Genomic DNA, 17,416 nt, shown 5'->3' on the forward strand with positions numbered 1-17,416 from the left:
TCACCTACCACTTTTTTAATTTCAAAATCATTTTTTGCAATCCTTTTTCATTAAACACCTTGCTTCTAGATTGGTCATTTGAGTATCCACGACTTTCATAATCTCTTGCAATGATATATTTAATCGCTGTACAAAAAAGCGGGTATTCCAAGTCATCTTTGTCATAATCTGGAACCCCACTTAATAGTAATTCAGACTTAGCCGATTGAATGAGACCTTCAATTAAATCATTTTCGAAATTATAGTCAATTCTCAACCACAATTTAATTTCTTCTAAACTCATTTCATCACCCCTATTCGGCTGATATTACAGCTGATTTAGCCTTAGCTGTTACATTAACCTTTTGGGGCTTAGCTGGGTAATGGACCTGTATTTTCTTTTGCTTTTGCAATTCTGAATGCACTGTCTAATGTACGTTGCTGATCATACCATGCTGTTAATACAAACAAATATTCGCCTTTTTTAACATATTTATCAGTGTCATAAGTTGTTCCATCATAGTTAATTCCAAAATAATTGAAATCTCCCACAATAGGTTTAACTGCTGCATCTGTAAATACTACTGGTTTGCCAAATACTTTTTCTGCTGGTGTGTCAAAGAAATTTGTTGTTCCATTTGAAAGAACACTAATAATTTTGACATAATCTGCATATCGCATATAAATTGTTGCGTTATCACGATAATCTTCATGTAAATCTGCTAAAGCGTTAATAATAGCATCATACATGTCTGCTCCCTCAACTTCTTTAACAGATCCATTATAAAATGACATGTGTTCTAATCCAGATTTAGGACTTACTGCTAAGGCATCTTTACGCTCTTTAGCTGCTAATCCTGATTGTAGTGCGTTTTCAACCCAGTTTACTAAATCTACATCTGATCCATGAATTACAGTATCTGAAATTGCAGCAAATACTTTGAATTTATTAGTAGTGAACTTGACTGTATCACCTTTTGCTTTTAATTCTTTTGCTGTTTCTACGTCTGTAATGAAATCATCATCGTCTAAAGTGTATGAAACTCTTGGAATCTCTAAACCTTTAATGTTAGTTAGACGAGCTTTTTCACGTAATTGGTTTTTAGCAAATGGTTCTGAAACAATTTCTTTAGAAAGTGTTTTTGGTAAGAGCTTATCTCCACCTGAATCATTTCCTGTTGGTAAAGCGTGTAATAAACGTTGTGCCTCCATTGAAGGTTTTTCAAATTCATTTGGTAAAATCGCGTGACGATAAAACTCTGCCTTAGCTTTAACCATCTTCTCATTATCACTTAAAGATTGATAAGCTTCTCCTTTATCTTTAACTTTCGCTTTTTCTTTCTCTTCAATGTCTTGCACTTGTCTTTCAACAATGTTAAATCTTTGTTGTAAACCTGCTTTTTCTGTTTCTAGTTGTTTGATGTCTTCCATATCAATATTTGGATCTGTTGCTTTCTGACTCAATTCATCATTTTTATTTTTTAATTGTTGTCCAATCATACCTAAGGATTGTTTTAATTCATATAATGTCGGCATTTCATTTCCTCCTAATAATTCATTGTCATTTTTAAAATTTCGCATTCGCGTTTAATTTTTTCTCTTTTTTCTTTTTCTTCTAGTGACATACTTTCTTTAGGTGTTTCAACCAATTCAGATGTATCTACATCATCAATTTTAGTGATTTTGTCTACATCTTTCTTTAAATCTTCTGGGACGTTCTCGAAACGCTTATATTGCTCTTTAGAGATACTAGCAGCTATTTCATTAGCTCCTAAAATTTCATCTATCAAGCCGAAAGACAAGGCTTCTTCTGCAGTAAGCCAAGTTTCTGCATCTAACATCTGTTTTAAGTGTTCTTGATCTAAATCTTTTGCTTTATCTAAATAAGCTGAATTACTAACAGCATCTGTTTTTTCAAGTAAATCCGCTGTCTTTCTTAATTCTTCTGCATTACCTACAGTCATAACCCATGAATTATGAATCATTAAAAAACTATTTTTGTGCATAAAAATAGTGTCACCACTCATAGCGATAACACTAGCAATTGATGCCGCTAAGGCATCGACATAGATATTAATTTTTGCAGGATGCATTTTTAGCATATTGTATATTGCATGCCCTTCAAATACACTGCCTCCAGATGAATTTATATGAACATCTATTTCACTGATGTCTCCTAGTTCATCTAGTTTATTTTTGAAATCTGTAGCAGTTACATCACTTTCAAACCATTTATCACTTACAATATCACCATAAATAAATATTTCACCTTTACTTTTTGATTTTCTTTTCATTTGAAAATACTTAGCTTTCATTGACATTTTTATCACCACCTTTCAAAGATTTTCTTAATTCAAGTGGCGTGTCAATTGGGTATAAATCACCGCTTATTAGCGGCTTATCTCCACCTTCAACTGGTGGTAAATCTTCCCACTCTCTAATGTCATTTATAGTGTAGTAACCACTACGAACTGCTTTAAAGTACACTTCTGCTTGTGTTGCACTATCAGCCCTTAAATAAGATTTAACGTTAAATTTAAAATACCTATTTTTTTCTCTGTCTGTTTTAGTAAGTAGTTTCCGATTAAATTCTTCTTCATACTGTTTGACGATTGGCAATAAGGTATGCTGCAAGTAAAATCTGTTTAACTCTTCATTTTTCGCGAAATTTGTATTTGATCTTGCATTTAAGAATACTGAGGGCAATTGAAAAACGTTAGCTACTCTTTCTCTTGTTAAATTCTCGCTTGCCACTATATCTTCAGAGACATATTTTTTAGGTAACGGTTCGATTTCAACACCAGGCTCTTGGAATAATATTCCACCGTTTTCTTCATAGTACTGTTTGAAATCTTCTAACACTTGCTGCCTTTTTTCTTTACCTACATTGGAACCATATTTAAGCATGAAAGAATCAGGTTTTTGCATTTCTGTAAGATTAAAGGTTCTTACTGCATTATCAAAATCAGTTGTATTCTTCAACACATCAATCGGACTAATGCCTTGCACCATATTAGATGCCACGATGTGTTTAAAATGCAACATGTCCATATTATGAACAATCAATTTATTTCCAGTTGCAGCATGAATGGAATAATAAAGTTCACGTGATTGGTTTTCAATTAACATTTCAACAACATCTGGATTTAATAAGAAAAGCTTTGATGGTTGATGATAGATGTCTCGTTCAATTAGCACATATGCATTACCTTTTTCATTTCTGATTGTTTCAATTTGATTAATAAAATCAAAACTGCTCAGAGAATTATTCGGTGACACTGTAAGTAAATCAGATACTTCTGTATTAACTACTTTATAATCTTCATACATTTTCAAGGGCAAACTAGCCATCGAATTAGATAACTTTGTAATAGCTGAAAATATCGTTTCATTAGTTTCAAGCGTATTATTGATTACACCCCAAAAAGATTTATTTTTCCATGGGCTAAAGTCATAAAGCTTAGAAGCTGACTGATCAATCCAATTGTCTATCAATTTTTTCTTTATGCGTGTGACAATATTCTCTTTTGCGATAACATTCACCTCCTTAACGCATTATATCTTTAATACTAATAAATTCTATGTTTCCTTCACCCTTGTCAGAAACAACTTTATTCATAATATCTGTATATGTGTTTAAAAATGCTGCAAAGCCATCTATTTTACGATATCTGCTTTGCTTAGACGGCAACCAGTTTCCGTTTCTGTCTAGTTTCAACTGAACATTATTGATATACCATTTCATTAAAGGATTATTATTAAATATTATTTTCCCATCTAAAAACATTTCTTTTAAATCCTTCAATGCAGGGCTCAAGGTCAAAGCTCCTTGTCTTGTTTCTTCCGTTTCAAACCCGTAATTTTTTAACTCTTGATTTAGTTTGAATGCGTTCGCTCTATCATAAGTAATTTTTTCTACTACATAATGCTCATTCATCTTAATTATCCAATTTAAAACATCTTGGTAGTCAATATAAGGCTTATCTTGCACTGTTAATAAGCCATCTTCTTCCCATTCTCTATAGGGTATTTTTTCGTTAGAATATTCAACTTTGTGCTTAGGAATCCATGAATGCGATAAAACTGCAACTTTACCATTATCTAACGCAAAAGTAGCACACGCGGCTGTAAAGTCCTCTGTTTCTGATAAATCATAACCAATCGTGCATGGTCTGCCTTCCAGCTCTTCTAAAGAAACAATTTCATTATTTTTTTGGAGTGTTGGGTAATCAATAAAACTCATCTCGTCATTATTAGCAAAGATATTAAACCTTTTGGTTATAAAATCTCCACGTTCAGCTGGTGTTCTCTTAGCTTTTTCCCACTCTTCTTTCATCTCATCTAAATTTATAGAGACACCTAAGTTGGGATTTGCTTTTATCCAGTTCGACGAATCATTAATATCATCGTCATCATCCAAAGATGCTAAATAATAAAAAGTTCTTTCGTCTTCTATGATTTGATCTAAGGTGTCTCTTCCCGCTTCTACCATATCAACAAGTGGACCATCTAATTGATACCCTGCTGTCGTAATGTAGATGAGAAGAGGTTGTAACCTTGCAGCTCTTGAGTTTTTTATAACTGAAATCAATTTATAGTCTTTAAATTCATGAATTTCATCAAAAATCCCCATGTGTGTATTCAATCCATCTAACTTATCGCTATCTGATGCTTGGGGCATAATTTTTGATATCGTTGCGTCATAATGGATTTCATCTCTTAATGTTCTGAAATTTTTATCAAGCTTTGGGCTAGCTTTTATCATCGCCTTAGATTCATCGAATAATATTCTAGCTTGTTTCATTACGTTTGCTAAAAGATGGATTTCAGCGCCGTTTTCTCCATCTTGAGAAACAGCATAGTTAGCAACACCAGATATAGTAGTTGTTTTACCATTTTTTCGCCCCATAAATATCAAAGCTTCTTTAAACCTGCGCAGTTTTGTTTCTTTATGAACCCAACCAAACAAACTGCCAATAATAAAATGTTGCCATGGTTGTAATACAAGTTGACGTTTAGATCCTTTGGAAGGTTTACAAAACTTTTCTATGAATCGAATAGGACGGTGCGCTAATTCTTCATCAAATACCCATTTACCTCCATTTTCTAGATATCTAAGGTGTCTCTCACATTCTTTTTTAACATATTTGCTTGTTTTTATTTTCCCTTGAGTGACTTGCTCTGCATACCATGTTGTTAATAGTTTTGGTGAAGGTTCATTTAAAACTTTAATAGTCACCGAATCCACCTTCTTCTTGAACTATCTTTTTTCTTTGTGCTGCAGTTAAACCCATAGACTTGAGTAAGTTATTTAGTGTTTGAACTGTTTTTGTCAGTTCTATGCTTAATGGATTCTTAACAATATTGCTCGCACCAGCCTTGTTTGTATGCTCTATCATCAAATCACTATTTTTAAGTTCATCTCTTAACCGACAATAAAATTCATACGTTTCTATATACAAATTAATTAATATGTCATCAGATTTTTTATAATCCTCTATATATTCTTTCAGCTGTTTTTTTGTTAATTTCATATAAAGACCCCCTTTCATAAAAGTTTATCCGCGTTGCAAGCGAAGGGCCCCCGCCGGTACCCGGCGAAAAAACATTTTAAGCCAATGGGCAGGGGGCTATAAAATTTTATTTAAATGTTTTTTTATTTAAATTTTTAGAACTCTAATTTTCTTAAGATTACTTTTGTCATTACCATTTGCATGAATTTTGTTATGACAGCCATAACAAACTGACATTAGATTATCTAATTCTAAAGCTTTGTTAAAATCTTCATCAACATAAATAATGTGATGCACTATGTTTGCATCTGTTACAATATCTTCGCGTAAACACATTTGACAAAGATGATTATCTCTATCTAATGCTATCTCCCTTAACTTCTTCCATGCTTTTGAATGATAGAACCAATCGTATTGATATGACTTACGACCATGCTTATAAATGTTATTGTGCTTGGTCATCTCTTACACCTCTTTGATTGCATAACAAAAGACACACCGCATAGCGATGTGCCTCGTGTACTTGTGTCGTATAACTTTTAGATAACTTTATACATCTTTCCGATACTATCATATTACTACAGATTTGTAGGCCTTTTGCACAATCTTTGCACAATGTTATTTGATACCTGCATGATACGCTACCGCTTTAACAAAGTTCTTTCGTATAGTAGTAACAGTATTACGATGCATATGGCATTCATGTCCTATCTGTTCCATCTTTAACTTCTTTTCTTTATTCCAATACTTGAGCCTTATTACTTTCTTATGATCTTCAGGCAACTTTAAGTATTCACTCTCAACTGCTTCGACCATTTCTTCAAGGTTTCGTAACATCTTATTAGTTAATAATCTAGTTGCCATTAGTTCAGTTGTTCTAACTGGTTCGCCTTTTTGTAATGGTCCATATACAATATTGGAATCTTGTTCCTTCGTTGGATTAAGTATTTCCAACCTCAATCTTTTTATTTCTTTCTTGTTCTCATTTAAATTATATATTTCTGATTCAATATATTTAAATGTTCCTGGCTTGATATCATATATTGTGTTCCCCATGTTAGACCTCCATTACTTATGCTTAGCTATTCTTGCTTTAATAGCTTTCATTAATTCTTCTTGCGTTAGTTCTTTATTTTGTAAAGCTTTATATACTCTTTGATCTATTGTGTTATCGGTCATGATATGATGAATAATAGTCGTATGATTTTGTCCTTGTCTGTATAATCTAGCATTTGCTTGTTGGTATAATTCCAAGGACCATGTAAGTCCAAACCAAACAATAATGTGCCCACCTTGTTGTAAGTTTAATCCATGTCCTGCACTTGCTGGATGTGCTATAAGCAACTTAATGTCTCCACTGTTCCAACGTTCTTTATAGTTTGAATCCTCTAATGTGGTTGCTTCCTTAAACCTTTGAAGTATTCTTTCTTTATCGTGTTTGAAGTTATAAAACAATAGTATTGGTTGGCCTTGAGACTCCTCTATAATTTCCTCTAACTTATCTAACTTCTTATCATGTATAAGTCTTACATCTTCCTCATCTGTATAAACTGCGCCGTTAGATAGTTGAAGTAGTTTCTGACTTAATGATGCCCCATTTTGAGCTACAACTGTTCCTTCTTCTTCCGATTCTAAAATATAGTTTTTTTCTAATTCTTCATATACTTTTCTTTCTTTTTCTGATAAGACTACTGTTTGTTTAGTATCAACTCTGTCAGGCATATCCAGATAATCTTTCGCTTTCATGCTTAAACATATATCTTCTATTTGTTTATATATCTTTTCTTCAGATCCGTCTCTTAGCTCCCACTTAAAAATATGTTCGCTAACTTGATGAGTTGGTTTAAAGTACCTTTCTCGATAACGACTGAATGAAGACTCAAGTCTTTCACCTCTGTCTATCAAATAAACTTGAGCCCATAAATCCTGTAAACTATTTGGACTAGGTGTTCCTGTTAATCCTATAAATCTATTAATGAGTGGTAATTTCTTTTTAATAGATTTAAACCTTTGACTCTTAGGACTTTTAAATGTAGACAGTTCATCAATCACAACCATGTCAAATGGCCATTCTTTTTTATATTGATCACATAACCATTTAGTATTTTCTTTATTGGTTACATAGATATCAGCCTCTGTGTTTAATGCATCATTTCTTTCTTTAGGTGTTCCTAAAACTAAAGACACTTTCAGATGATTTAAATGGTTCCACTTATCAACTTCATCAACCCATGTATCTTTAGCAACTTGTTTAGGTGCTATAACTAACATTTTTTTAGTGTCTAACAACTGCAATTCACTAAATGCTGTAAGTGTTGATACTGTTTTCCCTAGACCCATATCTAAAAACAGACCGTATTTCTCATTATCTATCACTTTATCTATTGCATACTTTTGATAGCTATGTGGTTTGAAGTCAATCGCCAAATGTTCCACCTACCATTCTGATAAAAGTATTTACTTGTTCTTTATTCCATAACACATATACTTTATGATCTCTATTTTCAAATTGTCTATGCACATATTTTTGTAAAGGATGCAACTTTCCTTTTTCTTGCTTCATTTCTACAAAATATGTTTTTCCTTCTGGCATAATAATAATTCTATCTGGCACACCTCTTGTTCCAGGTGCAACCCATTTTAAACATAAACCGTTTAGCTTTGATATCTCTTTCACTAAATATTTTTCTAATGTCGATTCTTTCATATATTCACCTTGTATACAAAATTTATATTTGTGTTCCGATGTTGCATCAATTCTTGCCAAACTTTTAAAAATAGCTGTTAGAGGGTTACCCCTATACCTCTTTACTCCCTAACACTACTTTTTAAACTTTATAGTGAATTTGATGCAACATTGGAAACAAACAGGGTTGAACCTTACAGCGAGAAGGGAAAGAGGTGTTGCATCATTTGTTGCATCAATGTTGCATCACTAAAAATGATGCAACACCTACGATTACTTTTTACACTCACGTGTTGCATCACTCAAAAAATGATGCAACATCTGATACAACACTCTAAAATGTATATTTATTCAATATTTATTATATTAAATCTTCTAAACTTTCATCTCTTACATAAGCTATCTGTACACCATAATCTTTTCCAAATCGAATTTTCCCACTTTTATTACCATCATATACAGACCAATTGTCTAATTGTCTTAAGATGTTTGAAATCTTTCTAATTTCCATAGATCCTCTACTATCTCCCTTATCTTTACCAAAACATTCAACAAACACTTCAAGCGCACAGACCTTATTTCTTTCAACGTAATCTACATTTCCTGTTGGTAACATATCAACATCACCTTGATAAAATCGTCTTCGTTCAAAGATAGTTAAGTCATCCCAATTGCTAGGAATTGGTGTGTTAAGATATTCATCAATAATGCCTGTATATGGAGATTCCTCAGTATGTTTGCTTTGTATTGAACGCATTTCTTCTTCTAGTTCAGGGTTGAGGAATAACTCTTCTCCTTGTTCATAATAATATTTAGCTTCTGCCCAAATTTGGTCGATCTCTTCTTTGGTTAGTTTAGACCAGTTCACTTCAACTCTCTCTGGATTTACAGTCATTGGCCAAAAACGTCTTCCACCAGTTTCATCTCTTAAGAAATCAACTTTATTAGTTGTACCAATGAAAATACATTGCCTTGGAAAATCTTCAATATAATGTCCATAAGCAACACGAAACCGGTCAACTTGTTTAGATATGAAATGCTTAATAGCTTCAACTTCAGCTTTTCTTGTAGCTGCAAGTTCTGCCATTTCCATTAGCCAAACGCCTTGTAAGGCCTCATAGGCTTCTTTACCTGTAACAGAAACTAAACTGTCAGAAAACCATGCACCACCTAATTTTTTTAGCAAAGCAGATTTACCTACACCTTGAGGACCATAAAGTGTAAGCATATAGTCAAATTTACATCCAGGCTCCATTACTCGAGCAATTCCAGCAGTCAATGCTTTTTTGGTAGTTGTTCTATTCACTTCAGTATCTTCAACACCTAAGTATTTGATAAATAACTTTTCAAGACGTTTATGTCCATCCCACGATATTTTATTTAGATAATCCCTTACTGGATGATAAGCATTTTGCATTGCTACGCTTATAATGGCATCTTTTGTTTTACCTGAATGGTGTATGTCATAAATCTTTTCGATATAACTTCTTAAACTGCTATCATCACCGTCTTGCCATTGACGTGTCTTAAAATTAGTATTCCATGGCACTTTCCCTAAGCATTCAATTTGTTTTGTAAATTCATTAAATGCTATTTTTCCTTTTAAATTTGGATCATTACGCAATATAATTTCTATATTTGGGATACTAGCTTTGAAAGTACCTTTCGAAGTAATTTCTAACGTCTCAGACCATGCATCATCGCTATTTACTATTTCATCGAAATCCTGCATTGCATCAGACATTTTGTCGTTAATTAATTGCTTTTTAACAACTTCATCATTTTGCGCTCTTTGCTGCATTGCTTTATAACTAGGTAGTCGATTAACCGGAGTATCTGTTTTAGCGTCTTCATCTTGAGCACCATATAAGTGTATGCGTACTAAATCAAAACTGTTCACAAGCATACCGCTAACGGGATCCGTATTATGATGAGAATAGGCAAACTTGTTATTTTCGTATAACACCAATCCACCTGCAGTTGAACCTTCATGATAGGTATAACGGTTAGTAGAATGTTTTTCGTATAAGTCAGGAATAAAAGTTGATATAGCTTCTTCTATCGTATAGGCTCTACAAAATGCGCCAACAATTCCCGGCTTTTCTTCTGGGTCACCTTGCTTATCTGCTAATCTTTTAGTCTTACTCTCTTCCTTTGAAGACGTTGGCCATTCTAATGTGTCAGTCCAATCAACATATTCATTTAATATTTTATCTGGATCTAACAAAGGTAAATCTTCATAGGTAAAGAAAAATTCTGCATCATTGCTAGTTGAAGGCCAATACATTAACCTATGTGGTTGATAAGTTGTATCATCGAAGTAATCCATGCCAACGATATCTGCGACTTTACGCCCAATAGCTTCATACTCATCTGCATTTACATTTCGTTTTAAAGGAATCACTAAACGCAGTCTTGGACTTATCTCTCTATGCTTATGTGTTGAATATAAACAATATGCAAAATCATAAAACATAGATAATATGTCAGTCATATCTTGAGCAGCATAATCGATATCAAGTGTTAGCATTGAACGATTCATGACTTGACCAGCACGTCGTTTGCCTTCTTTTAAATATCCACCGACAAATCCGCCAACATCTTTTATATCTGCTTGTTCAGACTTAGACATTTTATTGTACTCAGTTAAATCTTCTTTAGTTCTAACTGTTTGTGCTAGCTTCTGCATAAAGTCAGACCAAGCCATATTGTGATTAGTCCAATATGTGGATAAACGACTAGCAGCATAAGAATATGAGACATCACGATCATATTTAATTGTTTCTATTTGAGTGACTTTGTCTAACATATTCGGCTCCTTTCTTGTATAATTAATTTAATAAAATTAAAGAGGTGACAAATTTTGAAAACTTTACGCGAAATCATTTATGATAAATACGAAAATGAAAACTTGAGAACTTTAATTTTATTGCACTCAGGAAAAGCCTTTCCCGTAACTAATATAATCTCAGAAAATTCAACCTTCTTAATTATCAAGACTTCAAAGACAATTTCACATAAATTAGTTTTAATTTACAAAAACGAAATAAAAAATATCCGCTTCTTTTAATCCTGGAGAGGGCTTTAGCCCCCTCTTTAGCTTTTGAATCTTTTTCTAATTCGTTCAACTTCATTTTCATAATCTTCTAAACCTTCAACACCATTATTTTTTACTAACTGCTTGAAAAGATAAGAATTCATATACTCCAATGCTTCTATGGTTTTCATCTTATGAGAAATGCTACTTAACAAGATCAATAAAAATATAGCTAAAACGATTGAAATGACAATCCACATATTTACAACACCTCCAGTGCTATTGCTAAACACATTAATATAATTAATTCAAAAATGATAATAGCTATTACCATGAAACTTCAGCTCTGATTTTTTCGTAATCACTCGGCGCCTCTACATCATCATTAGCCGTCATCATAATATACACTTGCTCAGTTACATACTTACCTAACTCATACATTGCTAGTAAGAATAATAGTCTTAGTATTTGTTTAATCATTGTTTATCTACCTTCTTTACTTCGTATAAGACCGGATATAAATTTAAAAAGTGTATTCTATAACCGATTGTTTTAACTTCTACCTTATCGCCTACTTTTAACCTAGCTTGTATATCTGCGCTATCAAATTTCTTTTTGAATAATAAGTCGGAATTTTCAATGACTTGTTTGTTGTCTAATACAATATAGAACTTGTCTTCTTTATCTTGTCTCTTGTTATATTTATCTGTAATAGTTCCTTGATGTAATTCTTTGTGTTGGTAACTAGCCACTGTATAGATAGGCAATGTGATAACAAGTAGCAATGCGAATATACCGAATAATGACAGTATTCCAACAATAAAGATGTCGAACCCATCCATATTTTTAAGTTTTTTAATCATCATTGTCATCTCCAGTATCAATTAAACTAGGCATCATTCTTAACATAGCCCTTAATTCATATTCATTCATATTAGCCATCGTAGGACTGTAAAATTCACTGTCTTTATCTTTAATTTCTTTAATAAAATCATCTTCAATCTTAGCCTTTTCTTCAGGTGCTTTATTTTTATATTTTTTGATTATTTCAGTGTACTTTTTCGGGAATTTCATTTTAGGTATGTTAATCATCGTTTGCCTCCTTAATAAATGTAAATGATTCAATCTCATCTCTTTTAACCCATACTTCATTGTTGAACACATCTTTGACCGGAAGAAAATCCTCAATCACTAGATTCATAACAAGATTAATATAATCGTCAGAAGCTAGATCTGTTGTTGTGTAATAAACTCTATCTGAAATAGTTTTAATTTTAACCTCCGTCATTTCCCACACTCCCTTATATTTTCAAATAACTGACCCACTTTAATAACTGCATCTCTTTTAACTTGTGCCTCGTATTTGCGCTCAGCTTCTTCTTTACTCTCTGCCTCAACAACTGTAAACCTTTGATTGCTTTTAGCTTTAGTTATGTGTGTATGCTTGCGTCCTGTTGAATCTTTGAATGTTGTGACTAAGTATTGCGTCACTTCCCCAAAACCTCCTTGACTCGATCTAAGATGTCTTTACACGTATCCTTTTCCTGCGTCTGCTGTTCCATCTTGTCTTTCATGATTCCTTTTCATTTTCTTTTTGTATGCGTCAATGAGCTGGTCGATAGAATATAAGTTGAAAGCTATGTCTATCGCTATTACAATTGCCAATTGGTCAGGATAAAATTCTTTGAATATTATCTGTGGTGTGCTAACAACTGCGTCTTGAGCAAATTCTTTATCTTTAAAATTAAACATGTTGTGAAATTCACTATTTTTAAAACTTGATTCAATCGCTTCTTTTATCTCTTCTGATGACACTCCTACTTGATTCGCAATACTCAATCCAAACGCCAACATGTCCGCTAATTCATCTAACTGAACATCTAACGGCTTACCTGGTTTCTTCTTCCAGTTCTTAAACGTTTCCAATGTATTAAACCATTCAAAGAATTCAACTACATATGCTATTTTGCTATCTCGTAAGTTCAGCGTTGGTATTCTATCGTCGAACTCCTTTTGTATTTGTAATAACTCTTGTAACTGATCAATTGTTAATGTATTAGTCATTTTCCTGATCCTCCTCATATTTATAGACCACTTGCCCCGTCATAATCCCTACTGCTTCATCAAGACCAATATCTTCTTTGAGTGCATCTTGCATAGCATTAGGTAAACCTTCAAGTATTTCATCAAACGCTTGCGCTTTCTTATACACGTCTTCAATCTCTTTTAGTAATCCCTCTGTGTCATTGCCGTTATACGCACTAGCACTGATAATTGATTGTTCAATTTGTTCGCGGTTATTCATCATTTCCATCTCCTCTAAAATAAAGTTAGTTGCTTCTGTTCCTCGTATTCCAAACCATGTTGCTTTATATATATTTCGAGCTCTTCAGCAGTATCAAATGTCTTTTTAACGCTTTGCCAACCTGGCACGATATGCCTATGAAAGTAATACGTGCCATTTACTACATGAGTATGTGCCACTCGTTCGTTATCCTGATACAGATATCTTTTAGAGCCGAAAAATTGGTTTAAGCGTTCTTTACGTGCGCTATCTGTCATGGTCGTCACTCCTTTTAACAATTAGGCAGTCCAAACGACATGCATTCGTAATATAGTTCTTCATTCCTTATGCTTGTCTTATAGTTCTCAATCACATTGCTAACTTCTTTATGACTCATTGCTTTAACTTGTTCGTCTGTATATTTTTCGCAGTCTTCTAATTCCAGTTGCTCCTGTAATGACATTACGTAATCAACTTGTTTTTGCGTTGCCATCGTTACCCCTCCCACAAGTCAAACACTCTATCGACGTAAAACTTCGCCTTTGCTAAATCCTCATGACCATTCTTTAACGGTGCTCTAGACAAGTATTTGATTGCATTACCTATTGCGAATGCTAATTGTGGTGGATACTGTGCCGTAACTTGTTCGATGAAATCTATAATTTCAATGTCGCCGTATGTGTAATGCGCAGGTTGTTTAACATTGTCTTGTGTTTCATTCATATCTACTTTTCTGTTACTGATTATGCTCATTATGCTTCACTCCATTTCTTGAACATTTGGTTATAAGTGACATCGAACCAGTACGGATCACGTGAATGTTTTTGAGGCGTTCCATCATAAAGCCATGGTCTCAATCTTCTCTTTCTTTCTTCTTCATATTCCGCTCTCACATTTCGTTGGTATAGGTTCAAAATCGCTTTTTTTCTGATTTTTTCTCTCTCTTTTTCTTCATCTTTTATTTGACTCTTCATATATTCAACTTCATCTTTAGATTTTGAGTCTTTTCTTCCACACAATAATTCATCGCCGCGCATTTTATGTTTGTATCTGTATCTAAGAAGTTCTGGAGATATATGATATTTTTCTGAAACTTCTCTCAATGTCATTAGTTTTCCTTTGATACGCACTCTTATAACTTTTCTTCTAGCCATCATTCCACCTCTAAATCTAAAACCTTGATATTTATAACGTTATATTTTAATAGTTCACCTGGATTATTAAATAAATAGTCCGCCAAATTCTCTTTTTCTTTATCAATCTGATTGTAATTAACACTTTCGACTTCTGTAGGAATTCTAATGTCAACAGAAGCATTGATATAAGCTTGATGTTGCATTCAATCACACTCCTAATCCTTCATATAAAACGGAGAAGTAAATCCGTCACTATTCAAATTCAATCCTTTTGCCCAATCGACAGGCTTATTCATGATAGTTTCGATTTCCTTAAGTCCATTTGAACCTCTAGGTATTTCTACAATTACTTCATCATGGACATGTCCAACTATTTTAAAACCTGATGCTTCAAGCCTAGCTATAGAAATCGCAAGTAAATCCCTTGCAGTTGCTTGAACAATATTCTCGACTAACTTCCCACCATACGTTTTTAACTTTGACCATTTACGGTTAAGATCTAAGCCCATAAATTCAACAACTTGACTACCCCAACTATTTTCACCAACTGAAGCTTTTGGATAAGCTAAAGCTCTTCCACTAGGCAGTTCAATCATTAGAAAACCTTTTTTCATATAAAATCTAACTCCATGCGTATGATGCGTCTTTCGGGATTTCACAGTATTAATTGCAGCCTCTTGGCAAGCCTTCCAAAAATTAACTATGTTAGGATTTGCGTTACGCCAACTATCAACTAAACCTTGTAATTCATTTTCTTCAATGCCCATTTCCAATGCGCCCATCGCTTTTAAAGCTCCAGCGCCACCTTGATAACCTAAAGCTAATTCGGACACTTTTCCCTTTTGTCTGAGAGGGTCGCCTTTAGTTATGCTTTCTACCGGGACATTAAACATTTGAGAAGCCGATGCTTCATATATCTTTCCGTGTGTGTTGAACACATCTAAACGCCATTGTTCTTTTGCATACCATGCTATGACTCTTGCCTCTATTGCAGAAAAATCACTTACTGCTAGTTCATTACCTTCTTCAGCAGTAAATGTCGTCCTAACTAATTGACTTAATAAGTCTTGAGGATGAACATTGAGTAATAAATCTAAATCGTCAAAACGTTGTTCTTTAATAAGATCTCTTGCTATTTCTAATTCAGTATCTGAAATATAATGCTTTGTTAAATTCTGAAGTTGTACACCTCTACCTACCGGCACCGTAAAATTGAAACAGACCTCTTACCCGTTCATCACTGCACATCATGTCATGCATTTTGTTGTATTTTTTCACACTGGTTTTAGACATTTGCAATCTAATTTCTAGCATTTTTTTAGCTTTTCCTGTTGCTTCTTTTAAGTACTCCTGAACCGTTTTCTTTTGTAAATTAGGTATATCTAATCCTTGGTCATCCTTTAACCAAGCCAATAATTGTGTAGGACTATTAGGATTTTCTAAACCTGTTATATGTTTAGCTTGATTAAGCAATTCTTCTTTACTCTGCTTATCGAGCACATTAGCTCCTAACATCAATGATTTAGAAAGCTTAATACCTCTGTCGTTTATATGTTGGTCAAAAACCCAATATGCTTGTTCAATTGCAGTTACTGGAAAGTCTTTAATTTTATGAGCAATCGTCATTTCTACTTCTACATCTCGAATACAGTAATCTATAAATTGTTGCCATTTTTCAAGATCATGTTCAGGCAAGTTTCTTGTTCTTCCTCCATTAACTTTTGTTGGTTTACAAGGTATAGAGAAATAACGAATTAAATTTTTACCTGCTTTATCTTTTTGGTTTTGTAGTCTTAAAACTTCTCCAACTTTATCAAGCGAAGCAGGTAAGCCAATACGCATTGAATTAACCATTGTGCAAATCCATTCTTCAGGTGGCATCTGTTTATTAAAATGTTTAGCAAGACAAGTTCTTTCGAAATTAGCATTGAATGCATACTTTTTTACAGCAGGATCAAAAAGAGCAATTTTAAACGTCTCAAAATCAGCGTGGAAAGGCTCATTATCTACTTTAGTCATGTCAATCGCACTAATCGCTCCACCATCTATTGAATAAGCTATAATTAAAATTTCGAAATCTTCAGCTTCTGTGTATTTATAGGCACCACATTTCGAAATATCATTACTGCTATATGTTTCAATATCTGTATTCATAAATCTCAAATTCTTGACACCTCAATTTCTTTAAAATTAAAGTGGGGCTAAAACCCCACCTATTGACTTATAAGAAATCCTCATCATCAGTGTCTAATTCATCGAAATCATCTTCTGCTGCACTTGCACCGCCAAGAGGTTCGCCTTTTTCTACAAGTTGAATGTTGTTCAATCCAACTGCGATACCCTTATTACCATTTGTGTTGAAAGGAAATAGATTAATTGAAGCTCTAATATAATCACCACTTACAACAGTTCCAGAATCCGTTAATCTAATTTTGTTTTGGTCAATAATACCAGGTGCTTGTTTGCTTGATGCGTTAATAAAATAAGCGTCTTGATAATTGACATCATCTTCTCTTTCAGTATCTCCATCACGTAATGGAAGTTTCAGATTTGCAGGAACTTTGCCTCCAAACTTACTAACTTTTCCTTCTTCTTTAGCAGCTTCTATAGCTTGTTCAATGGCTTTTATCGTACTTGTATCTGATTTAGGAATGATTAAACTGATTGAATACTTTGATTCTTGCCCTTCTTGCATACTGTGAGGTTCAAAAATATGTGCATATGATGCTCTTACTTTTCCTGTAATCACTTTAGTTTTATTTAATACTTTTGCTTTCATGT

The 17,416-nt window shown here is 33.5% G+C and carries 26 protein-coding genes and 1 pseudogene; 1 reads left to right on the forward strand and 26 read right to left on the reverse strand.

What is annotated here, in order from left to right; translation table 11 throughout:
- Positions 1 to 4: 4 nt before the first annotated feature.
- The 10 genes from IDG66_RS13615 to IDG66_RS13660 form a co-directional block, all read right to left on the reverse strand.
- Complete coding sequence (locus IDG66_RS13615) at positions 5 to 283, reverse strand: head-tail connector protein (RefSeq protein ID WP_000050973.1); 279 nt, start codon at positions 281 to 283, stop codon at positions 5 to 7.
- Positions 284 to 351: 68 nt separating this feature from the next.
- Entirely contained in the window at positions 352 to 1,515 is a 1,164-nt protein-coding gene (locus IDG66_RS13620; protein WP_103143726.1) for a phage major capsid protein, read from the reverse strand.
- An 11-nt stretch (positions 1,516 to 1,526) separates the two neighbouring features.
- Positions 1,527 to 2,300, reverse strand: coding sequence for a head maturation protease, ClpP-related (locus IDG66_RS13625; protein ID WP_000061866.1), 774 nt, complete (start codon positions 2,298 to 2,300; stop codon positions 1,527 to 1,529).
- Positions 2,284 to 3,522, reverse strand: a complete 1,239-nt coding sequence (locus IDG66_RS13630; protein ID WP_001100664.1) for a phage portal protein — start codon at positions 3,520 to 3,522, stop codon at positions 2,284 to 2,286. Before IDG66_RS13630 ends, IDG66_RS13625 begins: the two co-directional genes overlap by 17 nt.
- Positions 3,523 to 3,526: 4 nt before the next feature.
- Complete coding sequence (locus IDG66_RS13635) at positions 3,527 to 5,218, reverse strand: terminase large subunit (protein WP_000153540.1); 1,692 nt, start codon at positions 5,216 to 5,218, stop codon at positions 3,527 to 3,529.
- Positions 5,208 to 5,513 (reverse strand): P27 family phage terminase small subunit, encoded by a 306-nt coding sequence (locus IDG66_RS13640; protein WP_000778933.1) that lies wholly within the window; start codon positions 5,511 to 5,513, stop codon positions 5,208 to 5,210. The genes IDG66_RS13635 and IDG66_RS13640 overlap by 11 nt, the downstream gene beginning before the upstream one ends.
- Before the next feature lie 126 nt (positions 5,514 to 5,639).
- Positions 5,640 to 5,954: an HNH endonuclease gene (locus IDG66_RS13645; RefSeq protein WP_000160686.1), complete on the reverse strand. Its 315-nt coding sequence runs from the start codon at positions 5,952 to 5,954 to the stop codon at positions 5,640 to 5,642.
- Between the two features lie 156 nt (positions 5,955 to 6,110).
- Positions 6,111 to 6,548 (reverse strand): transcriptional regulator, encoded by a 438-nt coding sequence (locus IDG66_RS13650; RefSeq protein WP_000528512.1) that lies wholly within the window; start codon positions 6,546 to 6,548, stop codon positions 6,111 to 6,113.
- A gap of 12 nt (positions 6,549 to 6,560) precedes the next feature.
- Positions 6,561 to 7,928 (reverse strand): SNF2-related protein, encoded by a 1,368-nt coding sequence (locus IDG66_RS13655; protein WP_001793488.1) that lies wholly within the window; start codon positions 7,926 to 7,928, stop codon positions 6,561 to 6,563.
- The gene (locus IDG66_RS13660; RefSeq protein ID WP_001548892.1) at positions 7,909 to 8,199 is read right to left on the reverse strand and encodes a VRR-NUC domain-containing protein; all 291 of its coding nucleotides are present in this window, start codon (positions 8,197 to 8,199) and stop codon (positions 7,909 to 7,911) included. The genes IDG66_RS13655 and IDG66_RS13660 overlap by 20 nt, the downstream gene beginning before the upstream one ends.
- A 133-nt stretch (positions 8,200 to 8,332) precedes the next feature.
- On the opposite strand from IDG66_RS13660, the gene IDG66_RS13665 reads away from it, so the two are divergent.
- Complete coding sequence (locus IDG66_RS13665; RefSeq protein ID WP_078065666.1) at positions 8,333 to 8,431, forward strand: hypothetical protein; 99 nt, start codon at positions 8,333 to 8,335, stop codon at positions 8,429 to 8,431.
- A 108-nt stretch (positions 8,432 to 8,539) separates the two neighbouring features.
- Here the strand turns inward: IDG66_RS13665 and IDG66_RS13670 are convergent, their stop codons facing one another.
- The 16 genes and pseudogenes from IDG66_RS13670 to IDG66_RS13745 all read right to left on the reverse strand — a co-directional run bounded on the left by IDG66_RS13670 (position 8,540) and on the right by IDG66_RS13745 (position 17,414).
- Positions 8,540 to 10,987, reverse strand: coding sequence for a virulence-associated E family protein (locus tag IDG66_RS13670; protein WP_000884870.1), 2,448 nt, complete (start codon positions 10,985 to 10,987; stop codon positions 8,540 to 8,542).
- Between the two features lie 287 nt (positions 10,988 to 11,274).
- Positions 11,275 to 11,475: a DUF1514 family protein gene (locus IDG66_RS13675; RefSeq protein WP_000265252.1), complete on the reverse strand. Its 201-nt coding sequence runs from the start codon at positions 11,473 to 11,475 to the stop codon at positions 11,275 to 11,277.
- A 67-nt stretch (positions 11,476 to 11,542) separates the two neighbouring features.
- Positions 11,543 to 11,695 carry a transcriptional activator RinB gene (rinB, locus tag IDG66_RS13680; RefSeq protein ID WP_000595263.1) on the reverse strand — a complete coding sequence of 51 codons (153 nt, stop codon included), beginning with the start codon at positions 11,693 to 11,695 and terminating at the stop codon, positions 11,543 to 11,545.
- Positions 11,692 to 12,078, reverse strand: a complete 387-nt coding sequence (locus tag IDG66_RS13685; RefSeq protein ID WP_000592202.1) for a hypothetical protein — start codon at positions 12,076 to 12,078, stop codon at positions 11,692 to 11,694. Before IDG66_RS13685 ends, rinB begins: the two co-directional genes overlap by 4 nt.
- A complete protein-coding gene (locus IDG66_RS13690) occupies positions 12,071 to 12,307 on the reverse strand; it encodes a DUF7366 family protein (RefSeq protein ID WP_000608275.1) in 237 nt (78 codons plus the stop codon). The genes IDG66_RS13685 and IDG66_RS13690 overlap by 8 nt, the downstream gene beginning before the upstream one ends.
- Positions 12,300 to 12,503 (reverse strand): hypothetical protein, encoded by a 204-nt coding sequence (locus tag IDG66_RS13695; RefSeq protein WP_000141180.1) that lies wholly within the window; start codon positions 12,501 to 12,503, stop codon positions 12,300 to 12,302. The genes IDG66_RS13690 and IDG66_RS13695 overlap by 8 nt, the downstream gene beginning before the upstream one ends.
- The gene (locus tag IDG66_RS13700) at positions 12,500 to 12,706 is read right to left on the reverse strand and encodes a DUF1381 domain-containing protein (RefSeq protein ID WP_000195794.1); all 207 of its coding nucleotides are present in this window, start codon (positions 12,704 to 12,706) and stop codon (positions 12,500 to 12,502) included. Before IDG66_RS13700 ends, IDG66_RS13695 begins: the two co-directional genes overlap by 4 nt.
- A gap of 36 nt (positions 12,707 to 12,742) precedes the next feature.
- A complete protein-coding gene (locus IDG66_RS13705) occupies positions 12,743 to 13,279 on the reverse strand; it encodes a dUTPase (protein WP_000185671.1) in 537 nt (178 codons plus the stop codon).
- Positions 13,272 to 13,520 carry a type II toxin-antitoxin system toxin HigB gene (gene higB / locus IDG66_RS13710; RefSeq protein WP_001065039.1) on the reverse strand — a complete coding sequence of 83 codons (249 nt, stop codon included), beginning with the start codon at positions 13,518 to 13,520 and terminating at the stop codon, positions 13,272 to 13,274. The genes IDG66_RS13705 and higB overlap by 8 nt, the downstream gene beginning before the upstream one ends.
- A gap of 14 nt (positions 13,521 to 13,534) precedes the next feature.
- On the reverse strand, positions 13,535 to 13,777 hold the full coding sequence (locus tag IDG66_RS13715; protein ID WP_117025188.1) for an SAV1978 family virulence-associated passenger protein: 243 nt from the start codon (positions 13,775 to 13,777) through the stop codon (positions 13,535 to 13,537).
- A 14-nt stretch (positions 13,778 to 13,791) separates the two neighbouring features.
- The gene (locus IDG66_RS13720) at positions 13,792 to 13,992 is read right to left on the reverse strand and encodes a hypothetical protein (protein ID WP_000235324.1); all 201 of its coding nucleotides are present in this window, start codon (positions 13,990 to 13,992) and stop codon (positions 13,792 to 13,794) included.
- Between the two features lie 2 nt (positions 13,993 to 13,994).
- On the reverse strand, positions 13,995 to 14,252 hold the full coding sequence (locus IDG66_RS13725; RefSeq protein WP_000022728.1) for a DUF3310 domain-containing protein: 258 nt from the start codon (positions 14,250 to 14,252) through the stop codon (positions 13,995 to 13,997).
- Entirely contained in the window at positions 14,252 to 14,653 is a 402-nt protein-coding gene (locus IDG66_RS13730) for an SA1788 family PVL leukocidin-associated protein (RefSeq protein WP_000113974.1), read from the reverse strand. The genes IDG66_RS13725 and IDG66_RS13730 overlap by 1 nt, the downstream gene beginning before the upstream one ends.
- A complete protein-coding gene (locus IDG66_RS13735) occupies positions 14,653 to 14,838 on the reverse strand; it encodes a DUF3113 family protein (protein ID WP_001164629.1) in 186 nt (61 codons plus the stop codon). Before IDG66_RS13735 ends, IDG66_RS13730 begins: the two co-directional genes overlap by 1 nt.
- A gap of 12 nt (positions 14,839 to 14,850) precedes the next feature.
- Positions 14,851 to 16,789, reverse strand: a pseudogene (locus IDG66_RS13740) (DNA polymerase).
- A 67-nt stretch (positions 16,790 to 16,856) separates the two neighbouring features.
- Complete coding sequence (locus tag IDG66_RS13745) at positions 16,857 to 17,414, reverse strand: DUF2815 family protein (protein ID WP_000645048.1); 558 nt, start codon at positions 17,412 to 17,414, stop codon at positions 16,857 to 16,859.
- Positions 17,415 to 17,416 lie beyond the last annotated feature (2 nt).

This window comes from Staphylococcus sp. EG-SA-18, from assembly GCF_017151825.1.
Lineage (GTDB): Bacteria > Bacillota > Bacilli > Staphylococcales > Staphylococcaceae > Staphylococcus > Staphylococcus aureus.